The 26936-nt window shown below is 66.0% G+C and carries 22 protein-coding genes and 1 riboswitch; of the genes, 9 read left to right on the top strand and 13 right to left on the bottom strand.

The features are described from left to right. Window positions 1-361 precede the first annotated feature (361 nt). The 3 genes from recD to recC are packed head-to-tail and all read right to left on the bottom strand — an operon-like array spanning window position 362 to window position 9494. Window positions 362-2386 (bottom strand): exodeoxyribonuclease V subunit alpha, encoded by a 2025-nt coding sequence (recD, locus tag BMW76_RS00705; RefSeq protein ID WP_090861698.1) that lies wholly within the window; start codon window positions 2384-2386, stop codon window positions 362-364. After that, window positions 2383-6111, bottom strand: coding sequence for an exodeoxyribonuclease V subunit beta (gene recB / locus BMW76_RS00700; protein WP_090861696.1), 3729 nt, complete (start codon window positions 6109-6111; stop codon window positions 2383-2385). The genes recD and recB overlap by 4 nt, the downstream gene beginning before the upstream one ends. Then, complete coding sequence (recC, locus tag BMW76_RS00695) at window positions 6108-9494, bottom strand: exodeoxyribonuclease V subunit gamma (protein WP_090861694.1); 3387 nt, start codon at window positions 9492-9494, stop codon at window positions 6108-6110. The genes recB and recC overlap by 4 nt, the downstream gene beginning before the upstream one ends. Window positions 9495-9713: 219 nt before the next feature. Between recC and BMW76_RS00690 the strand changes: the two genes are divergently transcribed. Continuing rightward, window positions 9714-12218: an FUSC family protein gene (locus tag BMW76_RS00690; RefSeq protein WP_090861692.1), complete on the top strand. Its 2505-nt coding sequence runs from the start codon at window positions 9714-9716 to the stop codon at window positions 12216-12218. A gap of 91 nt (window positions 12219-12309) precedes the next feature. Here BMW76_RS00690 and BMW76_RS00685 read toward each other — a convergent pair whose 3' ends face one another. After that, a complete protein-coding gene (locus BMW76_RS00685) occupies window positions 12310-12513 on the bottom strand; it encodes a hypothetical protein (protein ID WP_090861690.1) in 204 nt (67 codons plus the stop codon). Between the two features lie 139 nt (window positions 12514-12652). Then, on the bottom strand, window positions 12653-13135 hold the full coding sequence (locus BMW76_RS00680) for an Lrp/AsnC family transcriptional regulator (protein WP_090861688.1): 483 nt from the start codon (window positions 13133-13135) through the stop codon (window positions 12653-12655). A 132-nt stretch (window positions 13136-13267) separates the two neighbouring features. Here BMW76_RS00680 and BMW76_RS00675 point away from each other — a divergent pair, with 132 nt between their 5' ends. Further along, on the top strand, window positions 13268-13906 hold the full coding sequence (locus BMW76_RS00675) for a cysteine dioxygenase family protein (protein WP_090861686.1): 639 nt from the start codon (window positions 13268-13270) through the stop codon (window positions 13904-13906). Between the two features lie 96 nt (window positions 13907-14002). On the opposite strand, the gene BMW76_RS00670 is transcribed toward BMW76_RS00675, so the two are convergent. From BMW76_RS00670 to BMW76_RS00655, 4 genes are all read right to left on the bottom strand, one after another. Next, on the bottom strand, window positions 14003-16633 hold the full coding sequence (locus BMW76_RS00670) for a mechanosensitive ion channel family protein (RefSeq protein ID WP_090862472.1): 2631 nt from the start codon (window positions 16631-16633) through the stop codon (window positions 14003-14005). A 164-nt stretch (window positions 16634-16797) separates the two neighbouring features. Further along, window positions 16798-17442, bottom strand: a complete 645-nt coding sequence (locus tag BMW76_RS00665) for an NAD(P)-dependent oxidoreductase (protein ID WP_090861684.1) — start codon at window positions 17440-17442, stop codon at window positions 16798-16800. Between the two features lie 96 nt (window positions 17443-17538). Beyond that, on the bottom strand, window positions 17539-17997 hold the full coding sequence (locus tag BMW76_RS00660; protein WP_090861682.1) for an Rrf2 family transcriptional regulator: 459 nt from the start codon (window positions 17995-17997) through the stop codon (window positions 17539-17541). A gap of 107 nt (window positions 17998-18104) precedes the next feature. Next, on the bottom strand, window positions 18105-18578 hold the full coding sequence (locus BMW76_RS00655) for a hypothetical protein (RefSeq protein WP_407668870.1): 474 nt from the start codon (window positions 18576-18578) through the stop codon (window positions 18105-18107). A 180-nt stretch (window positions 18579-18758) separates the two neighbouring features. Here BMW76_RS00655 and BMW76_RS00650 point away from each other — a divergent pair, with 180 nt between their 5' ends. After that, window positions 18759-19340 (top strand): DJ-1/PfpI family protein, encoded by a 582-nt coding sequence (locus BMW76_RS00650; RefSeq protein WP_090861681.1) that lies wholly within the window; start codon window positions 18759-18761, stop codon window positions 19338-19340. A gap of 137 nt (window positions 19341-19477) precedes the next feature. Beyond that, the gene (locus BMW76_RS00645) at window positions 19478-19801 is read left to right on the top strand and encodes a hypothetical protein (RefSeq protein ID WP_090861680.1); all 324 of its coding nucleotides are present in this window, start codon (window positions 19478-19480) and stop codon (window positions 19799-19801) included. 24 nt (window positions 19802-19825) lie between these two features. Here BMW76_RS00645 and BMW76_RS00640 read toward each other — a convergent pair whose 3' ends face one another. Then, window positions 19826-21484 carry a sensor histidine kinase gene (locus BMW76_RS00640; protein ID WP_090861678.1) on the bottom strand — a complete coding sequence of 553 codons (1659 nt, stop codon included), beginning with the start codon at window positions 21482-21484 and terminating at the stop codon, window positions 19826-19828. Window positions 21485-21932: 448 nt separating this feature from the next. Between BMW76_RS00640 and BMW76_RS00635 the strand changes: the two genes are divergently transcribed. From BMW76_RS00635 to BMW76_RS00620, 4 genes are all read left to right on the top strand, one after another. Next, window positions 21933-23135, top strand: a complete 1203-nt coding sequence (locus BMW76_RS00635; protein ID WP_090861676.1) for an ammonium transporter — start codon at window positions 21933-21935, stop codon at window positions 23133-23135. A gap of 208 nt (window positions 23136-23343) precedes the next feature. Next, a riboswitch (Fluoride riboswitch) is annotated at window positions 23344-23404 on the top strand. 74 nt (window positions 23405-23478) lie between these two features. After that, window positions 23479-23859, top strand: coding sequence for a fluoride efflux transporter CrcB (crcB, locus tag BMW76_RS00630; RefSeq protein ID WP_090861674.1), 381 nt, complete (start codon window positions 23479-23481; stop codon window positions 23857-23859). A gap of 210 nt (window positions 23860-24069) precedes the next feature. Next, window positions 24070-24321, top strand: a complete 252-nt coding sequence (locus BMW76_RS00625; RefSeq protein ID WP_090862466.1) for a hypothetical protein — start codon at window positions 24070-24072, stop codon at window positions 24319-24321. A 38-nt stretch (window positions 24322-24359) separates the two neighbouring features. After that, the gene (locus tag BMW76_RS00620; RefSeq protein WP_090861672.1) at window positions 24360-24602 is read left to right on the top strand and encodes a hypothetical protein; all 243 of its coding nucleotides are present in this window, start codon (window positions 24360-24362) and stop codon (window positions 24600-24602) included. 26 nt (window positions 24603-24628) lie between these two features. On the opposite strand, the gene BMW76_RS00615 is transcribed toward BMW76_RS00620, so the two are convergent. The 3 genes from BMW76_RS00615 to BMW76_RS00610 all read right to left on the bottom strand — a co-directional run bounded on the left by BMW76_RS00615 (window position 24629) and on the right by BMW76_RS00610 (window position 26176). Continuing rightward, entirely contained in the window at window positions 24629-25261 is a 633-nt protein-coding gene (locus BMW76_RS00615) for a hypothetical protein (RefSeq protein ID WP_090861671.1), read from the bottom strand. Window positions 25262-25352: 91 nt separating this feature from the next. Further along, window positions 25353-25514, bottom strand: coding sequence for a hypothetical protein (locus BMW76_RS41735; RefSeq protein ID WP_245763084.1), 162 nt, complete (start codon window positions 25512-25514; stop codon window positions 25353-25355). Beyond that, entirely contained in the window at window positions 25490-26176 is a 687-nt protein-coding gene (locus tag BMW76_RS00610; protein ID WP_245763083.1) for a CHAD domain-containing protein, read from the bottom strand. The genes BMW76_RS41735 and BMW76_RS00610 overlap by 25 nt, the downstream gene beginning before the upstream one ends. A gap of 260 nt (window positions 26177-26436) precedes the next feature. Between BMW76_RS00610 and BMW76_RS00605 the strand changes: the two genes are divergently transcribed. Continuing rightward, window positions 26437-26904, top strand: a complete 468-nt coding sequence (locus tag BMW76_RS00605) for a PRC-barrel domain-containing protein (protein ID WP_090861669.1) — start codon at window positions 26437-26439, stop codon at window positions 26902-26904. Window positions 26905-26936: the final 32 nt, after the last annotated feature.

The raw sequence follows: 26936 nt of genomic DNA, 5'->3' as shown, positions 1-26936 counted from the left end.
GTTTGCTTCGCGTCTTCCCGTTTGCCTCGCGCCTTCCCGTTTGCCTCGCGCCTTCCCCGTTTGCCTCGCGCCTTCCCCGTTTGCCTTGCGGCTTCCCCGTTTGCCTCGCGCCTTCCCGTTTGCCTCGCGCCTTCCCGTTTGCCTTGCGCCTTACCGTTTGCCTCGCGCCTTCCCCGTTTGCCTCGCGCCTTCCCCGTTTGCCGTGCGCCTTACCGTTTGCCTCGCGCCTTCCCCGTTTGCCTCGCGCCTTCCCCGTTTGCCTTGCGCCTTCCCCGTTTGCCTCGCGGCCCGTCGTCTGCCTCCCGCCTACCACGTTTTCCTCGCGCGCTCCCCACACTCCTCGTGCCGTCCAGGTTTCGAATCAGCAATCACCTTCTTGCGCCGCTTCGGCGATCCGCGCGGCGAGTCCCGAGTCGCGCTGCGTCGGCGTCGCGATTGCGCGCATCAGCACGGCCCGCGAGCCAACCACTTCGACCCGCTCGCGCGCCCGCGTGATCGCCGTATAGACGAGCTCTCGCGACAGCACGCGGCTGAACGTCGAAGGCAGCATCAGCACCGCATGATCGAACTCCGATCCCTGCGACTTGTGGACCGTCAGCGCGAACGCGGTATCGTGCGGCGGCAGCGCGGCGGGCGACACCGCGCGCAAGCTGCCGTCCGCGCCACGGAAGTACACGCGCAGCGAGCCGTCCGCGCCCGGCAGCGCGATGCCGATATCGCCGTTAAAGAGAGCCAGCGCATAGTCGTTGCGCGTGACCATGATCGGCCTGCCCGCGAACCACTGCGCGCCCGCCGTCAGCGGCACGCGCGCGGCACGGCGTACTTGCGCCGCCATTGCGGCATTCATCTGATCGACGCCGCGCGCCCCGAGGCGCGTCGCGCACAAAATGCGAAAGCGGTTGAGCGCGTCGAACAGCGCAAGCGGCTGCGGCGCCGTGCCGAATGCCGCTTCGCCTAGCGTCGCGGCGAGCGCGTCGGCATACGGCGCAATACCGGCGGCGAGCCGCTGGATCGTGCGCTCCGAAGGCGCCGCGTCCGTGTCCACATGGAATGCCGCCGCGCAATGCCCAGCGGGATCGGTTTCCAGCACGTCGAGCGCGGCCTGCGCGTCGCCGCGCCGGATCGCGACCGACAGCCGGCCGATCGCCGACTCCAGCCCGAAGCGATAGTTGCGCTCCAGCCAGACGACGCAATTGGCTAACGGCGCGGGCTGCGATCGTGCGTCGATGATTGCTTCCGACGGCGCGCCGAACAGATCGTCGGCGAATGGCGGCGCATCGTTTGGCGAAGTATCGCTACGGGCGCTGGACAACGCCGCGCGCAACCGGCTTGGGTCGATGCCCAGCGCTGTCGCAATCGCGCCGACGCCTTCGTCGCTGAACGCCGGCTGCGCGCTCAGTTCCGCAAACACGGCACCCGCTTCGACGGCGGCCAGCTGATCCTTGTCGCCGAGCATCACGAGATGCGTCTCTTGTGCGAGCGCATCGAACAGATGCGTGGCCATCGCGACGTCGATCATCGACGCCTCGTCGATCACGATCACGTCATAAGGCAACGGATTGTCGCGATGATGCCTGAAGCGCCCATCCGGCCCCGTGCCCAGCAAACGATGCAGCGTGAACGACGTTTGCGGCAGACGCGCGGCGAGTTCAGGCGGCAACGAGCCGGCGCGCGCGAGCAACGCTTCCTGCATCCGTTGCGCGGCTTTGCCCGTCGGCGCCGCCAGCGCGATGCGCAGATCCGCTCGCGTATCCAGCAGACACGCGAGCACGCCGACGACGGTCGTGGTCTTGCCCGTGCCCGGCCCGCCGCTGACGATCGTAAGCCGCCCGGACAGCGCCATCACGGCGGCCACGCGCTGCCAGTCGATCTCGTCGTCCCGCGGCTCCCCGAAATAACGCGGCAGCCTTTCGCGCAACGCGTGCGGCGACGCGACGCGCGAAACGGGATCGTCCTGTTGCGCTTCGCCGCGCGACGCGCCCGCATGGCCGACGAGCGACTGCGCAAGCCGCCGCTCGTAATCGTAGTAACGCGCGAGATAAAGCCGCCCTTGCCCATCGACGACGAGCGGCCGCAACGCCTGCGCCGTCTCCGTGCCGTCGCTTGCGACACCGCTCGCGAGCAGCGCCGCGCGCACGTCGTCGGCGTTCGCATCGTAGCGCTGCGCAAGCTCGTCGAGCGACACGCACACGTGTCCTTCCGACGTCGCGCGGCTCGCGGCGAATGCAGCGCGCGCGGCCCAGCGCACGCCGTCCGCCGGCGCGCGACCGCGCTGCGCGAGTGCGCTCACCCGCCGCGCAAATCCTTCGGCGAGCGCCGTGCTGAAATCCGCGGGCGCGGGCACGTTCACTTCGACGTCGGGCAATGGCTGATCGAATGTGCTCATGCCGTGCCTCCGTCCATCAATGCGTCGAGCGCGGCGACGAGCGCGTACTCTGGCCGTCGCGCATGCACGCCCGCCGAGCGGTCCGCGTCGCGCCACGCCGGACGCACGCCGCGTACGAACAGATACAGATAGCCGCCGATATGCTTGTCGTACTCATAGTCCGCAAGCCGCACGCGCAAATACCGATGCAGCGCGACGACATAAAGCAGCGCTTGCAGGTGATAGGCATGACTCGTCATCGCTTCGTCGAGCGGCGCGGCGGCGTAGTCCTCGCGCGTATCGCCGAGATGGTTCGACTTCCAGTCGATCACCCAGTAGCGCCCCTGATGCTCGACGATCATGTCGATGAACCCCTTCACGTAGCCGCGCAGCATGCCGGGCTCCAGCGCGACATCGGGAAAGCCGTGCTCAGAAAGCAGCGCGCGCAGCGCCGGAAAATCCAGCGATGCCGCCGAAAATAGAAACTCCATCTCGTTGAGCCGGCGCTTCGAATCGAGCGCCGCGAGCGTCATGCCCGGCACGAGTTCCGTGCTCACGACGTCATCGAGCAGACGATGCATCATCGCCGGCAGCCGTTGCGCAAGCTCCGGCGAGGCGGGCGCGGGCCGCTCGTGCAGCGCGCGTTCGATCGCATGCGCCCATGTGCTGCGATCGGAGAAATTCGCGAGTTCGAACATGCGGTGCAGACATTCGCCCGCCGCCGCGCCGCGCGGGAATGCAAGGATATCGTCGGGCGCGAGTGCGACGGGAGCCGGTGCAGCATCGAATGCGCTTGCGTGCAGCGGCGCCGGAACATCGGCCAGTTCGTCGTGATCGGGACGCGCCTCGTCGTTCGCCGCCGTCGTTTCTTCGGCGCGCGAACCAGCCGAGACCAGCGAGCTGAAACTCGCCATGCGCCACGCGTCGCGCAGCGTACGCCGGTTGGTGCGCGCGCGCATCAGCGCCGTGCCGTCGGCGATGCTTTCCAGCGGCACGCGGCGCCCGACGGCAGGCAGCGCGCCGACGGCGACGGGCCCGCCCGCGAGCGCCTGCCAACGTTGATAGATCGCGCTTTCGTCGAGCGGCTTCGCCAGCCATTCATCGAAATCGCGTCCGCTGCCCGCGACGAGCCAGTTCAACACGCTGCGCGCCGATTCCTTCGCCGAGTTGTGCGACAGATACGTGCCCGCCACCAGGTAGCAGCGATACACGGCGCGCGTCAACGCGACATAGACGAGGCGCGCGCGCTCGGCCGCCTGCTCGCGCGTGGCCTGGCGGCTCGCATAGTCCTTCTGCTCGTCGTCGCAGCCGTAGTGAAGCACGGCCGCGCCGTCGTTGGCGTGATATTCGCGCGCATCGGGCAAGCCCGACGACGGCGGCTCGCGCATGCCGCCGTCGTTGAGAAACGGACAGAACACGACGGCATATTCGAGACCCTTCGATTTGTGCACGGTGACGATCTGCACGAGATTGCGATCCGATTCGAGCCGCAATTGCGCCTCTTCGCCGCCTCCCGAGCCGCCCGCACGTTGGGCAGCCAGCCAGCGCAGCGTCGGCGCGATGCCGGGCTGCGTCGCGGCGCGCGCCTGCACGAGTTCGGCGAGATGGTTGACGTTGGTGAGCCGCCGCTCGCCTTCCACACCCGCGACGAGGCGCTGCGCGACGTTCAGTTCGCGCATCAGCGTACGCCACATCACGGCGAAGCCGCGCTCATGCCACAACATCCGATAGCGCGAAAAGCGCTCGACCCAGCTCATCGCATCGACGGATTGCGCGGCATCGCCCGGGACGGCCGCGCCGTCGTCGAGATGCTCGAGTCGCCATAACGAAGCGGCGTCGAGCCCGAACCAGTCCGTCGCGAGCGCGGCGCGCAGGCGGCGCAAGTCGCCGGGCGTATCGACGGCGGCCAGCACGCGTTCGATCTGCTCGGCGTCGAGCGATTCGAACACGGACGCCTGCGCCAGTTCGACGCTGCCCACGCCCCACGCGGACAGCTCGCGCTTGATCAGACTGCCCTGCTTATGGGTCTGCACGAGCACTGCGATATTGCCGGGCGCGAGCGGTTTGTCGCCGATCGTCACGCTGCCGTCGCGCGCGCCACGCAGCAGACGCACGATCTCCGCCGCGCACGCCTCGCCCGCCGCGCGCTGCGCGTCGCGCTTGGTCCGCGCCGCGTCGCCGGGCGGCAGCATCCAGACGCGAAAATCGCCGTCATCGGGTCCAGCGCGATCAACGAACGGCGGCCGCTGACGCTCGCCCGCACGCACCGGGTGATAGTCGAGCCCTTCGAGCACGAATGCCTGCGGGTTCGCTTCGAAGAAACGATTGGACGCTTCGACAATGGGCGCCGTCGAACGCTGGTTGACGGCGAGCGTATAGCGCGCCGATGCCTTGGCGCGCGCCGCGAGATACGTGTGCAGATCGGCCGCGCGAAAACTGTAGATTGCCTGCTTCGGATCGCCGACGAGAAAGAGCGGTCCCGCCGGCGCGAAGATGCGATTGAAGATTGCGAACTGCAACGGGTCGGTATCCTGAAACTCGTCGATCAACGCAGCGGGATAGCGCGAGCGCAACGCGTCCGCGAGCCAGACGTGCGTGGCGAGCGCGCGATGCAGGTTCGACAGCAGATCGTCGAAGGACACGACGCGCCGTGTGCGCTTTCGCGCCGCCAGTTCGTGCGGCGCATAGTCGAGCCACTTCTGCACGAGGCGAAGCCAGCGCGCGTGCTGCGCCGCTTCGGCTGCGACGGCGGCGGCCGCGAGTTCGTCGGCGGTTGCAAAGAACGGATGCGCGGGCGGCTCGAAATCCTTCTTCGTGCCCTTCGTCAGCGCGCTGGCCGTCAGCTTCAGCGCGGCTTTGGGCGGCGCGGCGTGACAGTCGTCCTGCGCGAAGTAGTCGTTCCACGCGGCAATCGCGGCAGCGATGGCGTCGGGCTTGTGCGACGTCTGTTTCAGACGCGCCTGCGTCTCATCGAGCAGACGCACGACGTTGTCGCGCTCGTCGCGCCACATTGCCCACGCTGCGTCGAAGCGCCCGCGCGCATCATCCGACGCGTCCGTTTCCGGCTCGTCGATATCGTCTGTCTGGCCCCAGCGCAGCTGCGCGAGCGGCTTCTTCAGGCGCCGCGCAAGCTGTTCATCGAACGACGCGGGGCCTGCGCGCCGTTCGACCAGCCAGGCCGCGAACGAAGGATGCGCCGCGGCGACGGGTTCGACCTGCTCGCGCCAGAAATCGGCGGCGAGTTCGAAACGCAACGCGGCGTCGTCGGCTTCCATCTCGAACGCGAACGGCATCGCGGCGGCAAATGGCGCTTCCTGCAACGCGCGCTGGCAGAACGCGTGAATCGTGTGAATCGCGGCCTGATCGAACGTGCGCAGCGCGCGACGAACCACTTTCGCCGCCGCTTCGAGATCGACGCCGCGCGCTTCGGAAAGCGTCGTTTCGAAGAGCCGCGCGATGAACGGATCGCCGCCATCGACGCCTGTTTCGATCGCGCGCTGCACTTCGGCGAGACGGCCCCGAATGCGCTCATGTAGTTCCGCCGTCGCGGCCTTCGTAAAGGTAACGACGAGAATCTGATCGGCACTCAGATTCTTCTCCAGCAACAGCCGCACGTAGAGCGCACAAATGTTCCATGTCTTACCCGTGCCCGCCGATGCCTCGATCTGGTTGACGCCGTCGAGATCGCAAGCGAACACATCGAGCTCTTGCGCCGCGGGCGCATGCATCCACGCTGCGCCGCTCATGATGCGCTCCTCAGATGCGCGACGAGCGGCTTGAAGACAATCGACGCCAACGTGCCAAACGGTGCGTCGAGCGTCAGCGGCGTGCCTCGGAACGCGATGCGCAATGCGGCATCGTCGGATTCGGCCCGCACGCGGTCGCTTGCCCACGCGTTCTGCGCGACGGAGTCGCTGTCGCTGATCTTCGCCCACGCGCTCTTCGGAAAGAAGCGCAGCGGAAACGCGCGCCCTGCCCGGTACAGCGCGGCAAGCGGCGCAAGCTGATCGAGCGGCTGTTCGACGGGCGCGAGTTCGAACGACTCGCCGCTCGCGTGCCAAACCGTGCGACGCGGGCCTTCGGGCATCGCCGCGCAATAGACAAGATGAGAGAGCCACGCGGACAGATAGTCCCGCGCGCTGGGTCTTGCATAACGGAAAATGACTTGCCCCGTTTCAGTCAACAGATTGAGCGTGCCTTGCAGATGCAGCGGGCCTTCCGAGCGTTCACGCAGTGAGTCGTCGAATGCGCCGAAGAGCGCGACGTCGCCCGTATCGGGCCAGCGCGCGCCGATGTCGAGCGCGAAAGGCAAGCGCGTGACACCCGACGCCACTTCGCGCCGCACGCGCTCAGCGAGCCCCCGCAACGCCGACAGCTCGCGCGCGCGCCACACGGCGCCCGTCGCGCCGCCAGGCAGTTCGGGACTCGCTTCGGCGACCCGACGCACGCGCGCCAATGCATCGTCGCTGGCACTCGCGTCGAGGAGCGCAGGCAGCAGCCGTTCGGCGAGCGCATCGCGGCCCGCGTAGTCGAGTTCGAACGGCTCCATGTCGAGCAGTTCGCCTTGCGCATCGGAGAGCACGATGCCAAGCCGGTCGCGCAACAATGCGCGCGCAGGATGCCGCCAGAAACGCCGGAAGTCGTCGAAGGCAACTGGCTGGTTGCGTTCGTCCGGCTCGGCGGGCAGCGGCGCAGCGAAGAAGGGTTGCGTCGCGTCACGCGCCGGTGCGGCCAGCGACGCGGCCAGTTCCGCGCGGTCGGGGTCGTAGGTGAACAGGCCGCTCCTTCCATTGTTCTTCGCTTCGAAGTACTCGGACGCGAACGGCTGCAACGGATGGTCGACGATGAACGCACGGCGCGCCGCGTCGAGATCGGCGGGCGATGCATCCTCTTCGCACGACACGCGCGCGAGGTGATCGAGCAGTTCGTCGACGAGTGCAGCGGGCGGCAACGGCGCGTTATCGCGAATGCTTCGCCCCGTGTACGCGATCAGCAGACGGTCTTGTGCGGCGAGCAGCAGATCGAGAAACAGATTGCGCTCGTCGTCGCGGCGCTGCCGGTCGCCCGCCTTGCCGAACTCCGCCATCAGGTCGAATTCGTCGGCGCGCGCGAGGCTCGGCAACACGCCGTCGTCCATGCCGAGCATGCAGACGATCCTGAACGGCAAGCCGCGCAGACTCGTCAACGATGAGAACGTCACGCTGCCCCACGGCACGCCGCCGCGCGCCGGGTCGTCGAGCGCTTCGGACAGCGCGGTGCGTACGACGGCCGCGGGCAGCGCAATGTCACCGGCACCCGCGCGCATCGCTTCGCTCATCTTGTCGATTGCGTCGCGCACGGTGGCCAGGGTATCCGCAAAGTCGACGCCGCCATCGAAGCAGCGGCCGAGCACTTCGAGCAGAAGCTGCGTCCATTCGGCGGGCGTCATGTCGTCGGCGCAACGGCGCGCGAACGCGTCGACGTCGTCGACGAAGCTCGCGAGGCGCCCGAGCAGTTCCGCATCCGAGCCATCGGCGCCTTCGACGGGCAGCCATGCATCCACCGGCTCGCCGCCTTCGGGCATCGCGTAGCCGAGAAAGAGCCGCGTGAGCGCATCGGCGAACGTGTGGCGCGCGACGGGAACGGCGCTGTCGGCGGGCGTGACGGGCGCGAGGCCGCGCCGCGCGCCTGCTGCCGCGAGCCATTCCTGGACGTCTTCGAGCGCCGCCGCGTCGATGCCGTAACGCGCGGCGATCGCATCGACGCGCAGCCATTCGATCAGCTCCGGCGCGCCGACATTGCGTTCGGGCAGCGCGAGCCAGTCGAGCAGCACGCGCGCAATGGGGTTCGCCTGCGAAGGCGGCAAGCCCGTGACGCGATATGGAATGCGCCGTGTGTCTCCTGTGGGCGCCGTGCCGAACACGGCATCGATCAACGGCCCGGCTGCGCCCAGATCGGGGAACGTTACGAGCACGTCCGAAGGCTGCAGATCGTCGAACTCGTCGAACCAGCCCAGCAGCCGGTCGTGCAGCACCTCGAGCTGCCGTGCGAGGCTATGGCACACATGCACTTCGATGCCGCGCTCCTGCGGCTTCGGGTCGACATCGCGCTCGCTGCGCAAATCGAGCATCCCGTTCTGCACGGCGGCGAGCCACGTGGGCGCGGTGTTTTCCGCGAAATACGAAGCCTCGCCCGACGCCGCGCTCTCGGTCAGCTCGTGCAGCATATGCAGTTGCGCCTGCGTCTGCCGCCCCCATTCCGCGAGCAGCGGATGACCGACTTCCTGATAGTCGAGCTGGCCCGCAACGTCGAGCGCTTGCACGCGTCCTTCGCTGACGATATCGAACCAGAACTCGCGGCATGGGTTCATCGCGTACAGGCGCACATCGATCCAGCGCGACAGTTCGCGCAGCAATGCGATGTGCAGCGGCGGCATGGTCGGCAGCGCGAACACGCTGACGGACTCGGGCCAGTCGGCATTCGCGATCGCTTCGAGATCGAGCGAGCGCACTTCGTCGAGGAAGCGATACGCGGGCGGCGTGGCGGCATCCGACGAAGGTGCGCTGCCCGCCACTTCGCCGAGCAGCGCGCGCCACAGCGCGGCCTGCCAGCGTTCGTCTTCGCGCGCCGCAGCACTCGCGCCGACGAGGCGCGGGCCCGTATCGTCGGCCGCGCTGCTTGCGAAGATCGAGCCGCCCTTCTGCCATTGCAGCAGCCACTCGGGACGATAGGTCAGATAGTGGTCGAGTACCGTCGCGACGCGGCGCGCAAGCTCGTAGCGCATCGGTGCGTCGGCGGCGTCGAGATAGCTGCGCAGACGAGGCGACGCGTTCCAGGGACGCGCTTCATCCGCGTCGCCGAGCAAGCGATAGCAGCGCCACACGAGCCGGTCCGGCGCGAACGGCGAGTGCGGCGGCACTTCGATCACGCCGCCGATCTGCGTCCACAGCCATTGCGCGAGATAGCCGAAGTCGATGTTCGCGCACACGCCCTGACGCGCGGCAATGTCCAGTTCGAGCCGCCGCCGCACGGCCGCGCTCGGCACGATCACAGGCTGCGCGGTCCATGGACTCGACGGCGCCTGAACGAGTCCGTCGAGCAGCGCATCGACAAGCACATCGTACCGGTTCGAATAGAAAAGCTGGAGCATAAAGCCTGTGCGATGAAGCGGCTGCGCGCTCGCGTGCAGCCCGCGTATGAAAGAGCCGACAGCATAACAAAGGCACTCGCAGGCATGAAACCTGGCCATTCGGACGATGGTCCGGGCATGGGCAAATCAGTTAGACTCGACGGCAGTTCGGGCTCGGATAAAGCCCGTGAGCCCCGCCCTCATCTGCTTCAATCAACATTCGGATACATCAGGCAGTCGATGCGCTATTCAGTCGAAATCAAAAAGTTTCTGTATAGCCAGTACTTCTACGGCGGCTTGCGTATTGCGGTCGGCGTTTCGCTGCCGGCCGTCCTTTGCCTGATCGTCTTTCATAACCGGGAACTCGGCTTCACGATCGCGACGGGTGCACTCGGCGCATGTGTCGTCGACATGCCCGGTCCGCTCAAGTACAAGCACAACGAGATGCTCGCGTGCAGCGTGATCGGCTTTCTGGCCGCGCTGGCCACTGGGCTCGCCACTGTCAGCTCGATCGCGCTGTGGTGCACCGTCGTGCCGCTCACGTTCGTGCTGTCGCTGATCGTCGTCTACGGCAACCGCTGGCCGCAGATCAGCTTCGCGACGCTATTCATGATGATCATGACGCTCGAAGAGCATTTCACGCCGTTGCAGGCACTCGTCAACGCGTCGTGGATACTCGTGGGCGGCCTGTGGTTCACGTACTGGTCGACGCTCGTGAGCCACTGGATGATGTACCGGATCGAGCAGCAGGCGCTCGCCGAAAGCGTGTTCGCGCTCGCCGACTATCTGCTCGCGCGCGCGAACTTCTACGATCTCGACAATGACCTCGACGAGTGCTATCGCAACCTCGTCGCGAAGCAGATCGATGCCGTCGCGATGCAGGATGCCGCGCGCGACATCGTGCTGCGCAATCTGCCCAAGCTCAGAAGCGGCCGGCTCGAACCGCGCCGCGCGACGCTCTTCAACCTGTTCATCCATATCGTCGATCTGCACGAGCAGTTCGTCGGCGCGCATACCGACTACCCGCTCGTGCGCAATACGTTCGGCGGCTCGGACCTGCTGATCTTCTATCGCGATCTGATCCGCAAGGCCGCGTCCGATCTCGAGGACATCGGCCTCGCCGTGCTGCAGAACGAGCCGCCGCGCGCGCGGATCAGCGTGAAAGCGGAACTGCGCGCGATCGAGTACGAAATCGAACTGATGCGCAAGCAGGATCTGCCCGCGAAGAACCCGGAGGCCTATTCGGCTGTCTCCGCTACGTTCCGGCGCATCTGGAGTGCGACGCGTCTGATCGACAAGATGCGCAAGAACCTCGCGAACGAGGAAAGCGCGACGGAAACCGAACTGCGCATCGACCAGGCGCTCACGCGTTTCGTGTCGAGCCGGCGGGTGCCGTTCGGCTCGATCTTCTCGAATCTCACAATGGCGTCGCCCAGCTTCCGGCATGCGCTGCGCGTGACGATCGCCGTGGCCATCGGCTTCTGGCTCGGGCGACTTTTGCCGCTCACCAACGCGTACTGGATCGTGATGACGACCGTCATCATCCTGAAGCCGGGCTACTCGCTCACCAAGCAGCGCAACGGGCAGCGTATCGTCGGCACGCTGATCGGCTGCGCGGCGAGCATCGCGCTCATCTTCAGCGTAAAGGAGCCGCATATCCTGCTCGTCGTGATGTTCGCGTCGATGGTGATGAGCTACAGCCTGCTGCTCTTCAACTACACGGCGAGCGTCGTGTTCACGTCGTCGTATGTGCTCTTGATGTTCCATCTGCTCGCGCCGGGCAGCCTGCACATCATCGGCGAGCGGGCGATCGATACCGTCGTCGGCTGCGCGATCGCGATTGCGGCAAGCCATCTGTTCCCGTACTGGGAATACCGGCTGATGGGTAAGCTCGTCAACAACATGATCGCGGCAATGCGCAGCTATCTGGAAGCGAGCTGGTGGTGGAGCGGCAAGCCGGCCGCTGCCGTCGCCGCGCCCGCCGCGCTGACGGAAGCGGCAGCGCTCGCGCCCGCCGTGGCGATGGCGGAAGTCGCGGCAAGTGGTGCGCCGATGAATGGTGGGCCGGTGAATGAGGCGCCGGTGAACGCAGCGCAAGCCGATGCAATATCGACGGCAGCGGCGGCAGCGACGGCTCAATCGTCCATGCCGACGCCTGACGCGGGACCCAACGCTGCACCGGCAAGCGCGACATCGACGACAGCAGCGAAAACATCGGCACCGACACCGGCGGCCGCAGCGGCAGCGAGCGCGCTCGATCGCGACTATCGTTATCGGCTCGCGCGCAAGAACGTGCACGTCGCCTTCGCGAATCTCGGCCAGGCATTCCAGCGGATGATGCTCGAACCCAAGTCCGCGCAGAAGTTCGTGCCGGAACTGAACGATCTGCTCGTGCGCTCACATGTGCTCGCATCGCAGATCACGGCGGTGGCGCCGTTGCTGCGCACGTCGTCGCAGCAGATGGGCGGCCCGTCGCATCAGCCACTGCAACGCGCGCTGACGGTGGTCCGAGATAACCTCACACAAGCGGAAGAAGGCAGCGCGCCGCCCGCCGATCAGACTGACATCTCGAAGCAGTTGACGCGTGAGCTCGATACGATGGTCGTCGAAGCGGAGCGTGCGCCCGACTGTTCCGCCGACGCCGTCCATGAACTGAAACTGCTCGCGCATCAGTGCAAACAGATGCTGGCGGCGTCGTTTCTGATCCGCAAGGACGCGAGCGTGATCCGGCTGCCGGAGAACTGACGCAGTGGTTGCGTCGGTTATTGCGTGGCGGTTGTAACCAGGGATGCAACCTGAAAATGCAACCCTGGTCGCAACCCGGGTCAGTAACCTCTTACTGCGATGCGCCCTTGGCGGCATCCACGGCGGACGCCGCCGCCGAGAGCGCCGACGTCGACGAATGGGAGGGATTGTCGCGCTCGTACTCGTGCTTTTCGGAGATCGCGTTGTAAAGGATCGTCGCAATCACGAGCAACACGACGACGACGATGAACACGGCGATACCAAGCGTCGAGTTTTTCTTGCGTGAATCGGTCATGAGTCTGGCTCTGCTTGCTGGTTGATTCGACGAAGCGGGCATTCTACGACGAAGCACCTTGCGCGCGGCTTGCGGTTCGCCGCGCCGTCCCGCTGCGCCGCCACGCGATACGCAAGCGCAATGCCCGATGAATGATGAATCAGCGCCCTTCGGCGACCACGGCAGCACGCACCGGCAGCGCGGTCGAATACTTGATCTGCTCCATCGCGAAACTGGAACTCACGTCGTAGAGCGGCACCGCGCGGATCAGCTGTTTATAGACGCGATCGTAATCGTCGATATCCGAGACGACGACGCGCAGCAGGTAGTCTGTCTCGCCGCTCATCCGATAGACCTCGACCACTTCGGGAATATCCTGCACCGCGCGCGTGAAGGTTTGCGCCCAGGCCTCGGTGTGCTGGTTCGTGCGCACCGCGACGAACACCGTCGTACCGACCCCGAGCTTGCGCGGATCGCACAGCGCAACCTGGGCGCGGATCACCCCTGCTTCCTTGAGTCGCTGCACCCGCTTCCAGCACGGCGTCTGGGACAGGTTCACGCGGGCCGCGAGTTCCGCGATCGGCATCGTCGCGTCTTCCTGTAGCAGTTCAAGCAGCCGCCGATCAATGATGTCCATTCCCATCTTTGCACCTGGATAGAAAATTATTCTATTTCCCGCGGAAACGAGGGAATTATATGAAAACTCTTTCTCCGCGCAAATCGGTATAAATGTTGGCAGTAGCGTTCTCTAAAAACAACGTCCGCGGAGCCTTTCATGAACCACACAACCGGCTCGAGCACACTCGATCGCTCGCTGACACAAGCCATGCCCGCATCGTTCTCTCATGCGGCATCGCCCGATTGCGCGATCGCGCGCCTGTGCCTGGCCCTCGATGCAGCCTTCGATACGTGCGACGGTGCACAAGATCCGTCGCTGCGCGCGAGCTTTGCACGCGGCGTGCGAGCGGCGCTCGCGGAAGCCGCCGCCGATCCGACGCTGCTCACCGACGCGCAGCGCGAAGGCGCAGCCAATGGTTATCGGCGGCATCTGCTCGCCGCCGATCCGCTCGGCCGCTATGCGATCGCGGCGCTCGTCTGGATGCCCGGCCAGGCAAGCGCGATTCACGCGCATCACACGTGGTGCGGATACGCGGTCATCGACGGCACGTTGACGGAGACGGTCTACGAATGGAACCCGGCCAGCGAGTACGCGGCGCCGTTGCGCGACCAGTCGCGCAAGCCAGGCGCGGTATCGTTCACGCGCGCGGGACGCACGGGCATCCATCGACTCGGCAACAGCAGTGGCACAGCCGCCGTATCGCTGCACATCTACGGCGTGCCGGGCGAACGGATCGCGAGCCACGTGAACGACATCGTGCGTATCGCCGATAGCGCGCAGGCCCTTCTCGCCTGAAGTCCGCGCGCTGCTGCTCCCGTCCATACTGTCGAAAAGAAAGGCGTCACGCGTGACGCCTTTCCTTCCTTTCCGTCGCAAGCCCCGACTCTTCGCTCAAGTCTTACCGCCGTCGCCCGCCGTCGGAATCTGCGGCGGCACGGCCGCCGTTTGCCCCGTCGACGGTGGCGCCGGACGCGGCTCATGCGACACGTCGCGCGCAGGCGGCATCGCGCTCGTCGGCTTCGATCTGAACGGCGTCGTCGTGCCCGTCGCGGCTTCGCGCTCGCGAACCGCATGGCGCACGACCTCTTCGTTCATCATTGCCTCGCCTTCGGCATCGTCGCGCGACGAATGAATGCGCATCTGCGGCACGGGAATCTCGATACCCGCTTCGTCCATCTTGCGCTTGACACGCAGATTGAACGCGCGCGCGACGCTCCATTGCTGCAGTGGCCGCGTCTTGATCTGCCCTTTGACCACCATCCAGTTCGGATCGAACCGGTCCAGCCCCCACACTTCGACGGGCCCGAGCATCTCACGCCGGTAGCGAAAATCGGCCATCAGATCCGCGCCGACCGCGCGTATCAGCTGCGTCACCTGATCGACGTCCGCGGAGAACGGCACGCGCACCTCGAACACCGCGTAAGCGAAATCGCGCGACAGGTTCTTCACGATCTTGATCTGCGAAAACGGGATCGCGTGAATCGCGCCCTGGCCGTCGCGCAGCCGCACGGTGCGGATCGACAGATACTCGACGGTGCCCGCATGTCCGCCGTCGATGTCGATCCAGTCGCCGACCGAAATCGTGTCCTCGATGATGATGAAAAGGCCCGTAATCAGATCGCTCACCAGCGACTGCGCGCCGAAGCCGATCGCGAGACCGATCACGCCCGCGCCCGCGAGCAGCGGCGTCACGTTGATGCCGAGATTGGCCGCCGTGACGATGCCCGCGATCGTCAGGATCGACACGAACAGCACGTTGCGCACGAGCGGCAGCATCGTGCGCGCGCGCATGCTTGGGTTTTTCGACTTGTTGCGCGGACTGCTCGGATTGACGGCTTCCTGAATCGCCGTGTCGATCAGAATCCACACGAGCCACGACACGAACACCGTGATCAGGATCGCCGTCAGCGCGTGCGCGATGCCGCGCGCCGTCACGCTCTCCTCGACGATCTGGGCAAGCGACACGTCCCACAGGCGCGACGCGAACTCGAAGTACGCGAGCCAGATGAAGAGCGTCAGCAATGTGCCGACAAAGCGCAGCAGACGCGTCAGATACGGCGAGCGCCGACGGCGGCGCGCATTGCGCGGCCGTGTCACGCGCAGCACGATCGCCGACAGGAAAAACGCCAGCACGAGCAGCAGCGCCGTCACGACAGAGATCTGCAGCACGTTCTCGCCGCTGCCGATGCCGCCGATCGTCGCGATCACCGATGCCGTCGCGAGCACGAGCATCGGCACGTGCCACAGCGACGCGAGCACGTCGAATGCGTCGGTCGCGGCCTTGTGGTCGTGCCGCTGTTCGTACGCACGGTTGCGGATCAGATGCGCGACGGGCCGGCGAAACGCGAGCGCGAAGTACGCGGTCAGCGCGGCCGCCGTCATGTTCGATACCGTCGACACGAGCGCGGCGAGATTCGTGCCGAGTTCATGCGCGACGTCGTAGTTGACGGCGGCATCGCCGAGCGCGCTGCAGATGCCGATCACGAACAGCAGCCGGCGCGCCTGTTCGATCAGCAGACGCACGGCCGCGCGCCGATGGCCCGAGCCGAACAGCGAGAACATGATCAGGCAGATTGCCGAGAACACCGCGCCTGCGACGATTGCATAGGCGATCACCATCGCGATCGTGCGGCCCAGCGAATTGGGCATCGCGCGCACGAACACCAGCGCGGCGACGAACGCGATGATCCACGGTCCGACGCGACGCAGCGCGAAAATCAGCAGATCGCGCGTGGTCGGATTGGCATCCAGCCGCACCACGATGCCGAACCGCTCATGCACCCTGCGTTGGACGTAGATGAGACCGGCCGCGCACGCGCCCCAGCCCGCCAGCACCGCGAACATGTTCAGCAGCACCTGTCCGAAATGCTCGCGCCCCTGGCTCGTGACGATCGTGTAGATCTCGTTGGCCGCCGCGTTGAAGCGGCCGGACCAGTAGTTGAGCGGCGAGCGGCCCTGATGCACGTCCGATTCGAACGACGCGATGCCCGCCGCGATGGCGCCGAGCAGCCCGGGGCTCGGCTGTGCGGCCGCAGCGGGCGCGACGTTTTTCGTTGCATCGCGCAGTTTCTTCAGTTGTGCGACGAGCGCGGTGCGCTGGCGATCGTTATCGAGCGTGGTGATCACGCTGTCGAGCGATTTCGCCATCTCGGCCTGGCTCGCAGGCGACGGCGCCGACGCGGCATCTGCCGCCGAAGCGCCCGACGCGGGCGCCGCCGCCGACACCGTCGCACTGTTGATCAGGCTTTGCAGCGCGGGAATCATCGGCGTGCCGCTGGCCGCGCCCGCCGCGTGCGCGACGCCCGGGATCGCGACGCCAGCGCCTGCGAGCGCGAGCCATACGCAAACGACAGACAGAAGCGAGCGCAAGCAAAGGCAATTGCGCATGAGATCGCGCATGAGGCCGGACAAACGCTCACGCGACACAATACGGAAAACAAAGCAAAAGACGGCGTCAATCGCCAGAAGCCCGCCGCATAACGGCGCAGCCCGCGATTCACGCCGCGCAAGGCATGACTTCATGGCCATCCGTGATTGAACGGGAAAGACGCCAAGTGTAGCGGGTGTCGTCGAGGGAAACCTTCCCGATGCGTAACCGAATGTTAGTGCACTTGCGCGACGCCGTCAGACGCGCTCCGGCACGCCGCGTGCAGTTCGCGCGCGTGCCGGCCGATGTTTCGAAGCCCTCAGTACCCGACCGTCGCGAGCTGATGAACGAAACGGCCCTGCTCCAGCTCGTCGACGAACGCAATCGCGTAGTCTTCCGCCGAAATGCTGCTGTTGCCCTGCGCGTCGACGATCAGCGAGCCTGCGCCCGTGCGGAACGTGCCCTTGCGCTCGCCCGGCGCGATCAAAGCGGCGGGCGCGAAGAAGGTCCAGTCGAGATCGCTGCCTCGCAGGATCGGCAGCGCGTCGCGGTGCGCGAGCGCGATTGCCTTGTAGGCCTCCGGAAAGCCTTCGCTATCGACGAGCTGCTTGCCGGGCGCCACTTCCAGCGAGCCCGCGCCGCCCACCACGACGAGACGCCTGATGCCCGCCTCGCGCGTGCCGTCGACCAGCGCGCGCGTCGCCTTTCCGATCAGCGCGACGTCGTCCATCGGCGGCGCATACGCGCTCGCGACGACATCGTGCCCGCGCGCCGCTGCCGCCACGCTCGCCGCATCCGTCACGTCGGCCTGCGCCGCCTCCAGGTTCGCGACGTCCGCCGGCACGCGAGCCGGATTGCGCGAAAACGCCGTCACCTGATGCCCGCGACGCGCCGCCTCCGCCGCGATGCGCGAGCCGATCATGCCCGTTGCGCCGAACAGCGCGATCTTCAGTGTCTTGCTCATGTCGATAGTCCTTTCAGTTAAATGTAACTCTGTTGATTACATATTTCGCTAAAAAAATCGGGGCTTGGCCCCTTGTTTGCAGCGTTCGGCTTTCGTTCAGCCGCCCGCCGCTTTTCGCTTGCGTTCGCGCGAACGTTCCGCGCGCACGACGTCCGCCGTCGCGTCCGCCAGCGTGCGCGACGCGAGCGACGACTCGAGTGCCTGCTGCGCATCGTCGATGATGCCCGTCAGCACTGTCTGGATATTGCGGCCGACCATACATGCCGGGTTCGGCGTCTCACGATGCATCGCGAACAGTTGCGCATCGTCGACGGCGTGATAGACGTCGAGCAGCGTAATGTCGCGCGGCTCGCGCGCAAGCAGTGCGCCTCCGCCCGCGCCCAGCTGCGACGTGGTGAGGCCCGCTTCGGCCAGCATTGCGAGCAGCCGGCGGATCAGCACGGGGTTCGTGTTCACACTCCCCGCGATCATCTCCGACGACAACGCCACGCCCTGCTGCAACGACAGCAACGCGAGCACATGAACCGCAAAGGCAAACCGGCTACTCGTATTCACAGCGGTAGATCATCCGATGCGCGTCACATGCGCGCACTTACGCACCGTCCCGAACGACGATATGCAATCATGATAGTTACACTTACCGGTCGCGGTCAAGTGCAGATTCACTTGTCCATCTGTTTCTGCGCGTCGCTGCCGCCGTCGGTCGACGACGGCGACGAGTTCGACGACGTTTCGCTCGACCATTGCTGAAGCTTGCGTCCCGCCGTCTCGAGTCCGGCGCCCGTCGAGCTCATCGCCTTGGCGACGGCCGCGTTCGTCGCGCTGGCCGCGCCTTGCAGATTGGCTTGCGCCTGCGACGCGAGGTCGCCCGGATTGAGGTTGATCGACGGGCCGGATGCGGCCGCGTCCAGATTCTGCTGCGCCGTGGCCTTCGCGGCATCGACCTGCTGGCCGACGTAGCTCGCCGCCTGATCGAGCTTCTGGCCGGCCTGCTGCCCGATATTGTTGAGGCCCGACGGCGTCTGACCTGCGGACGCATCGTTCTTCTGGCACGCAGTGAGGCCCGCGAGCAGCATGGCGGCGAACAGCGTCGAACGGACGATCGGGCGGCGGGAGATGGGTTTGATCGGTGTCATCGTTGCGTATGAGCCGCCTCAAGCGGCCTCCTGATGCGAAAACATCTCAATGATACGCCGCTGCGTGTCATTGACTCCGTTCGCGACGGGGTTATCAGGCGATCGTTCGCGGTGTTGTCAAATGTGCTGGAGTAGACTGGCCGACGTTCGACGTCTTCCCTCAACGACTGGAGGCATGCGATGGCAGCAAAGAAGATTCTGTTCCTCACGGGCGACTTTGCCGAAGATTACGAAACGATGGTGCCGTTTCAGGCGCTGCAGGCAATCGGCCATACCGTCGATGCCGTCTGCCCCGGCAAGCGCGCAGGCGATCGCGTGAAGACGGCGATCCACGATTTCGAGGGCGACCAGACGTACTCCGAGAAGCCCGGCCACCAGTTCACGCTGAACGCCGCATTCGACGACATCGACGCGTCCCGATACGATGCGCTCGCGATCGCGGGCGGACGCGCGCCGGAATATCTGCGCCTCGACGCGAAAGTGATCGATCTCGTGCGCCACTTCGCGCAAGGCAACAAGCCGATCGCCGCGATCTGTCACGCCGCGCAGTTGCTGGCCGCCGCCGACGTGATTCGCGGCAGGCGCATCTCGGCCTATCCGGCGTGCGCGCCGGAAGTGAGACTGGCGGGCGGCGACTACGCGGACATCCCCATCGACGCGGCCGTCACCGATGCGAATTTCGTCACCGCGCCCGCGTGGCCCGCGCATCCGGAATGGCTGCGGCAATTCCTAGTCCTGCTCGGCACGCGCATCGAACTTTGATGCGTCTCGATGGCCGGGTTCGCGCCCGGCCTTGATGCGCGGCACGCTGCCGCTCACAGTCCAGATTGAGACTTCTCCGATATCCGCTACGCGTAGCGCCCCCTAAAGTCGCGCGTTGACTTTAGAAGGGCTCTACCATGGATCTCACTAACTGGATGATCATTCTCGCAGTCGCGCTGATCTCGCTGACGTTCTTCTGCTCGCGCGCGCCCGCCAGCTGGTCGATTGAAAACCGCGCGCGGCGCTTCACGGGCACACGGCTGCTCGCACAGGCCGTATTGTCGTTCTGGGCCGCGCTGTTCGTCGTCGTACGCGGGCTGTTCGTGCTGGGCGCCGGGGCCCTCCACGTCGCGCCTTCGTTCATTCTGGCGGGCGCGCTGTTCCTGATCGCGGCCAGCTGCTACTGGTCGATTCGCGGCAGCAAGCTGCTCCGGCCGCGCCGGCTGTTTTCGGCGACCTGACGTTCGCCCTGTGCGCGCCCCAGGCTACCGCGTTTCAGCCCGCAGCGCCTGCACGGCGCCCGAGAGCACGACGTCTTGCCGCTCGTCGCCCGACGTTGCCGGGGCGGCGTCCGGCAACGACACATAGAACGTCGTTCCGACGTCCTCCTTCGATTCCGCCCACACCCGCCCGCCGTGCCGCTCGACCATCCGCCGCACGAGCGCAAGACCGATTCCCTCACCCGCCGCGACGTTGCCGTGCAGCCGCTGAAACGCGTTGAAGAGACGCGGCATCGCGATGTCGGGAATGCCGCGTCCGTTGTCCTTTACATAGAAGATCCGCAGCGTCTGCACGCCGGGCGGCCCGACCGTCGTGCCGATTTCGACGACGCCCGCGCGCGCCGGGCTCAGATAGTTGATCGCATTGCCGATCAGGTTCGCGAAAACCTGTTCGAGCGCGGTCGGGTCGCCCCACACGGGCGGCAGCGTCTGCACAACGATGCGCGCGCCGCGATCGCGGATCGTCGCCTGCATGGCGTCGATCACGCGCTGCACGATGTCGCGCACGTCGACCTGCTGGCGCCGGTACTCGACGCGGCCGACGCGTGACAGCCGCAGCAGCGCGTCGATGATGTGCGATGCGCGCAGCACGGCCGTCTGCAGGAAACGCAGCGCTTCGCCGATGTCTTCGTCGATCAGTTGCTCGACGTGTTCGCGCTGCTGCCGCGTCAGTGACGACTGCCGCACGGCCGCGCGCAGATCGTCGCACGCATGGATCAGCTCCTTCGAGAAGCCCTGCAAATTCACCAGCGGCGCGCGCAGATCGTGCGACACGCTGTAGATGAACGTCTCGTTCTCCTGCGTCTGCTGGCGCAGCGTTTCGTTGGTCTGCGCGAGCTCGGCGGCATGGCGGCTCAGATCCGACTGAAAACGCGCCTGCTGGCGCTCCGATTCGAGCAAACGTCGGCTGGTCTCGTGCAGCATCAGATCGAGCCGCGCGATCTCGTCGCTGCCCGGTGTAAGCGGCGCAAGCGGCTCGTTGCTCGCGAGGCGGCTCGCATTGTCCGACAGCAGCGCGAGCCGGCCACGCACGCCGCGCGCGAACATCCAGAACGCGATTGCGACGAACACGAGCGAGCTGACCACAGCCGCGACGATCAGCGACTGCTGCCGCGAGCGCGCCGCCGCGGCGGCCGCCGAGCGCAGCGAATCGAGACGCCGCTCCTGCGCCTGGAACTCGGCGACCTGCGCACGGAAGCGGTCGAGCACGTCGGTCGCGGCGAGGTCGCGAAAGCGTTGCAGCACGTCTCGCCGGCGCCCCGAGCGGATCAGGTCCTGCACGCGGTCCGACCATTGCCGGTACGCCTGCACGGACTGGCGGATCTGCACCGCACGCTCGACCTGCGCCGGATCATCGGAGACGAGTTCGGCCAGCTGGTCAATGCGCCGATCGACATCCATCCACAGCGCGACGGGCGTGGCGGTATCGCGCGCGCCGCTGACGACGGCGCCGCGCAGCCGCACCGATTCCAGCAGCACGGGCGCCAGAATGTCCGCCGTCCGACGCAGCACGTCCTGGCTGTGCATGCTCCACCGTTCGGCCTGATCGGCATCCGACTGCGCCTTCAGCAGCCCCGACAGCAGCGCGATTTCGAATACGGCGGGTATCGCGATCAGCAGCAGGCCTTTGGTGGTAAGTCTCATGCGCGCGCCGGAAGAAGCGGAAGCCGGCGGGTTGCGCCGGGGGACGGCACATTATGTCGGCGATCGGTTCCGATGACAAAAGGCCGTCCAGCGAGGATGGCTCGCCAGCCTGATGCAAATACAGCCCGCATCGGCGCACACCGGCGGCGCACGTTTCGTTCGGCGCGTCGGACGCCGCGTCTGTTATGAAATCGTAGGGCTTTATCAAGCAAACCATAGGGATTCGCACATTTTTGGGTTCGTCCGATGCCCTGTTTTTGGACAAATTGCACACATACGGTGCTCACTTCGTCCGAATCGCCACGTAACCCGTTCCAACAGACCGCCTCACGGAATCGTCTCGTCCCATTCCGGTGCGCCTTCGCACCGGCAGAACGCGTGCGCGCCTCGCTTTGGCCCGTTTCTTGCATTCGACGCCCGCTTTTTGCGCATCGCAGGATTCCTACCGATGGACAGTCTGAAAACCGGCACCGACACCCTCTTCCTGCTGCTCGGCGCGGCCATGGTGCTCGCCATGCACGCGGGCTTCGCGTTCCTGGAACTGGGCACGGTCCGCAAGAAAAATCAGGTCAACGCGCTCGTGAAGATCCTCGTCGACTTCTCGGTGTCGACCATCGCGTACTTCTTCATCGGCTACACGATCGCCTATGGCGTCCAGTTCTACGGCAGCGCGGAGACGCTCGCCGCGCACAACGGCTACGCGCTCGTGCGCTTCTTCTTCCTGCTGACGTTCGCGGCGGCGATCCCCGCAATCGTCTCGGGCGGTATCGCCGAGCGCTCGAAGTTCAACCCGCAGCTGTTCGCGACCTTCGTGCTGGTGGGATTCATCTATCCGTTCTTCGAAGGGATCGTGTGGAACGACCGCTTCGGCATCCAGACATGGCTCACGCACGCGCTCGGCGCGCCGTTTCATGACTTCGCGGGCTCGGTGGTGGTGCACGCGTTCGGCGGCTGGGTCGCGCTGCCCGCCGTGATGCTGCTCGGCGCGCGGCATGGCCGCTACACGCGCGACGGACGCATCGCCGCGCATCCGCCGTCGAACATTCCGTTTCTCGCGCTCGGCGCGTGGGTGCTCGCCGTCGGCTGGTTCGGCTTCAACGTGATGAGCGCGCAGACCATCGACAAGATCAGCGGCCTCGTCGCCGTCAACTCGCTGATGGCGATGGTCGGCGGCACGCTCACCGCGTGGCTCGCGGGCCGAAACGACCCGGGCTTCACGTACAACGGTCCGCTCGCGGGGCTGGTGGCCGTGTGCGCCGGCTCGGACGTGATGCATCCCCTCGGCGCGCTGGTGACGGGCGCCGTCGCGGGCGTGCTGTTCGTCCACATGTTCACGATTGTCCAGAACCGCTGGCGCATCGACGACGTGCTCGGCGTCTGGCCGCTGCATGGTCTGTGCGGCGCGTGGGGCGGCATCGCGGCGGGCATCTTCGGCCAGCATGTGCTGGGCGGCCTGGGCGGCGTGTCGCTCGTCGCGCAGGTGATCGGCACGCTCGGCGGCGTCGTGTTCGCGGCGCTGGGCGGCACGATCGTCTACGGCGCGATCCGCATGAGCGTCGGACTGCGGATCGACCAGGAAAACGAATTCAACGGGGCCGACCTGTCGATCCACAAGATCACGTCGACGCCGGAGCGCGAGACGGTCGGCTGAACGGCGCGATATCGAGCCGACATGGGTCCGGCAACCGAATGACTCGCGCAAAGCGGGACGACGTGCGCTGCATCGCCGGAAGCACAGCGCGGCTGCGTGCGTTCGCTGACAGTGCCCGCGCTGCTGGTGTAACCTCGCGATGCTGGTGAGCGGCCCGCCCTGTCGAGCCGCGCGCCCTTCATACACCGCGCGCGCCGGTGTTAGACTTGCGCGCGCCGGAGATGGCATTCTCCTGAACCGCCCTCGTGGCTGATGATGCCTGCTTCGCCCGGATCACTGCGGACGTTGCAGCCTCACGCCCCGCCGCAGCCGGTTTGTCGACGTTCGGCTTTCCAGGCTTCCCATGTATCTGTCCATTCTTGCCGTCGGCATTGGCGGCGCACTCGGTTCGCTGTTTCGCTGGTTGCTCGGTCTGCGTCTCAATGCGCTCTTTCCCGCGCTGCCGCTCGGCACGCTCGCGGCGAACGTGATCGCCGGCTACATCATCGGTGTCGCGGTCGCGTACTTCGGACGCAATCCGCAGATCGCGCCCGAATGGCGCCTCTTCATCATCACTGGCCTGATGGGCGGGCTGTCGACGTTCTCGACCTTCTCCGCGGAAGTGGTCCAGCACCTGCAACAAGGACGGCTGAACTGGGCCGCCGGCGAGATCGCGATTCACGTGACGGCTTCCGTGATCGCGACGGTGCTCGGCATCGCGACGGTGGCCGCCGTCGCGCGCTGAGGGGAGCACGTTGCCGCGTCGCCGCTGACGGCGATGACAGACATCCGTCCTTCACCAAAAGATCACGGACGATGGCTGCCGCGCACGTTTCGCGCGGCTGTATCATCGGCGTCATATGCGGCGGGCAATGTGATGCCGGACCCCCGTGACGTCAGCGACATCGGCGCCGCTTTCGAACGCGTACATACCGACACGTTAGCCGGAGACCACTTGAAGTACAGATATCTATCGCGTCGATCGTGCTACCCGCTGCGGCGCAGCGCGGAGGAACTGTCGTTTGCTTTTTCGGTGCTCCTCACGCAGCCGCTCAGCCGGCCCGAAGCGGCGGTTCGATTCGAAACGTTGTGGAACGAAGTCAACGATGCGGCACAGTCGTGCGTCGACAGCGATGCCGCGTTTTCGTATATCGCGCTGCTGCACAGGATGGATCGGCGCTGGCGATTCCTGCCATCGATGAACTAGCACGCGAGGCGATCGTGTCCTCCGATCAGTCCGGCGACATGCAGACGAGCCCGCCAGCGCCGGCGCCCCGCTCCGCCGAAGCAATCGAAAAGGACTTTCTTGATCTGATGATGTCCGGGATTCCCGCGGACGTCGCGCGCGACAAGTTCGAGCGCCTGTGGGATGAGACGAACGCCCTGGCCGCATCCTGGATGATGACGGATCAAGGGCGTCCGTATATTGCGCTGCTCAAGCGTATGCACTCGGCTTTCGCCGGGCGCTATCCAAACGATGCGGGATGACGGCGGCGCGGGCGGCCGCCGCATGATCACGACTTGGCGGGGCGTCCCGTCTTGACCGCTTCGAGCTCCTGCACGGCCGCGATCAGCCGCTTCGCAGGCGAGACGGCGAGCAGGTTCAAACCTGCGCGCAGCAATTCGCTCTTCTTCACGGAGAGTCCCGCATCGAGGCAGCGCTGTTTGAGTTCGGCGATCTTCGCGTAGTCCGACTTGGGCATCGTGAAGCTGTCGCGGACGACTTTTTCCTTTTCCTTCTTCATGCGCGGCTTCTTCTCCGCAGCGACGGCGGGCGCCGCTTGCGCCTTCGACGACTTCGCTGCCTTCGGCGTTTTCGCCGCGGGCCTGGCGGCCTCTGGCGTCTGCGTGGGCTTGACGGCCTTTGCCGGCTTCGTCGGCTTCGTTGCGTTCGTCGGCTTCGTTGCGTTCGTCGGCTTCGTAGTCTTCGCGGCCTTGCTCTGCGGCGCGGCCTTCGGTGCCTGCGCTTTCGTCGATGCCGCATCCGGCGCGCTCGCGGCCGCTTGCGCATCCGGGGATGCCTTCTTCGCATCCGACGCCCGCGATGCCTTCGCCGACGGCTTCTTCGCTTCAGCGGACGTTTCCTTCGCGCTCTTCGGGAAGTGGAAGGCTTTCTTCGTGGGTTCCTTGATTCGTGGCGTGCTCATGTCGATTCCTCGTTAACGGTATAAACAGTATATACGGTTTTGAAGGCGCGACTTCTGCCCTCGCGCGCCCGATGCGCAGATGCAATGGACACTATGATTTGCGCAGCAGCCGCACGGCTTCGCGCTGACGATGCCTGCGCCGCTCTTTAAGATACGCGAGCGCCGCGCTGGCGTCCTGCTCGTCGGCGAAAAGACCCGTGTTGTCGCGCAGCAGCGCGACACTTGCGATCACGTCGTTGAGTTCGCCGAGCACTGCTGCAGTTTCTCCAGGTGCGCGAGCGTGTGTCCGTGTCCATCGTCGTCGAGCATCGGCCCGAAAAACTCGCGCAGATAGCGGACCTTCTTCCCCGCCTTGCGCACATCACGAAGCGCCTCGTGATCGAAGCGCTTCGCATGCGATGCGCCGCGCAGCGTCTTGCGCAGTGAGCGTTCGGCGGCACGCACGCGCTTCGCAGCGAACTTCTGCAGCGCATGTCGTTCCGGTGCGGCGTTCAGTTCCTTCGACGTGCTCGCAAGCGCGCTGTGCAGCACGTTACGGATATCGGCGTTGATGAGCGTCTCGCGGCTCGCCGCCAGCGCCTGCTCGCGCGCTTCGCGCAGGCATGGTGGCACATCGCGCGGGCTGTCTTCGTCGCCGGCGAGCAGTTCGAGGAAGATGTCCCAATCGCGCTCTCTGCCCGCGGCGTCAGCCAGATAGCGATACAGCGCGCGCTGCCGTGCGTTCTCTTCCTTGTCGAGCATCGGTCGGTACGCCCACCATAGCGAACGCAGGCGCCGCAGCGCGACGCGCAACTGATGCAGGGATTCGGGAGAAGCGTCGGCGTGGATGGCGGCGACGCGCGCGAGCGCTTCGTCGATGAGGGGCGTCGCCAGCGCGGAGAACGTCGACTCTGCATGCGGCTCTTCGCCGGGCACCGCGACGTCGTGAGCGCGATCGTCGTTGCATGCGCAGTCGGCCAGGCGACGCGCGTGTCTCTGTCAGCTTGACACCGGTGCTTGAAGTTTTTGCAGCCGCACATTCGAGCCGCGCCGCTGTGCATTGCCGGCAGCGGCTTCGAGTTTGGTCCTGCCGCGTTCGTGACGATGCACGCACGCCTGCGTTCGCCGTCCCGTGAAAAGCTCGCGGGCACGGCGGATGCGCATCGCATCCCGTGGACTTTTCCAGGGAGGAAATCATGACCACGCTAGACCCGAAAATGAACCCGGCGCAAGCCGGCGCAGGCATCGTCGGCGGTGGAGTCGGCGAAGGTCCGGGGCCTGAGGTGATGGCCGCGGCCACGCTGGATGGCAACAAGGTCGTCTCGTCGGATGGCGAACACGTCGGCAAGATTTCGGACATCATGCTTGACGTGCGCAGCGGACGCATTGCGTATGCGGTCCTGTCGGAAGGCGGTTTCCTCGGCATGGGCAGCAATCTGCACGCAATCCCGTGGAGCGCGCTGACGCTCGATACGGACGAAAAGGTCTTCCGCGTCGACATCACCGCGCAGCGGATCAAGGACGAACCAGGCTTCGACAAGGACCACTGGCCATCGATGGCCGACGAGACCTGGGGCACGCAGATGCACAAGTACTACAACCGCGATCCATACTGGACCACGACCTCGGTCGATCCGGCAGTGACGCGCGACCGCGGGCTCTGACAGGCGCCCTCACGTCGCGCAGCAAGGCGGGC

Source organism: Paraburkholderia diazotrophica (assembly GCF_900108945.1).
Lineage (GTDB): Bacteria > Pseudomonadota > Gammaproteobacteria > Burkholderiales > Burkholderiaceae > Paraburkholderia > Paraburkholderia diazotrophica.
Note: the sequence above shows the minus strand (reverse complement) of the source record. Positions and strands in the feature narration are given on the sequence as shown.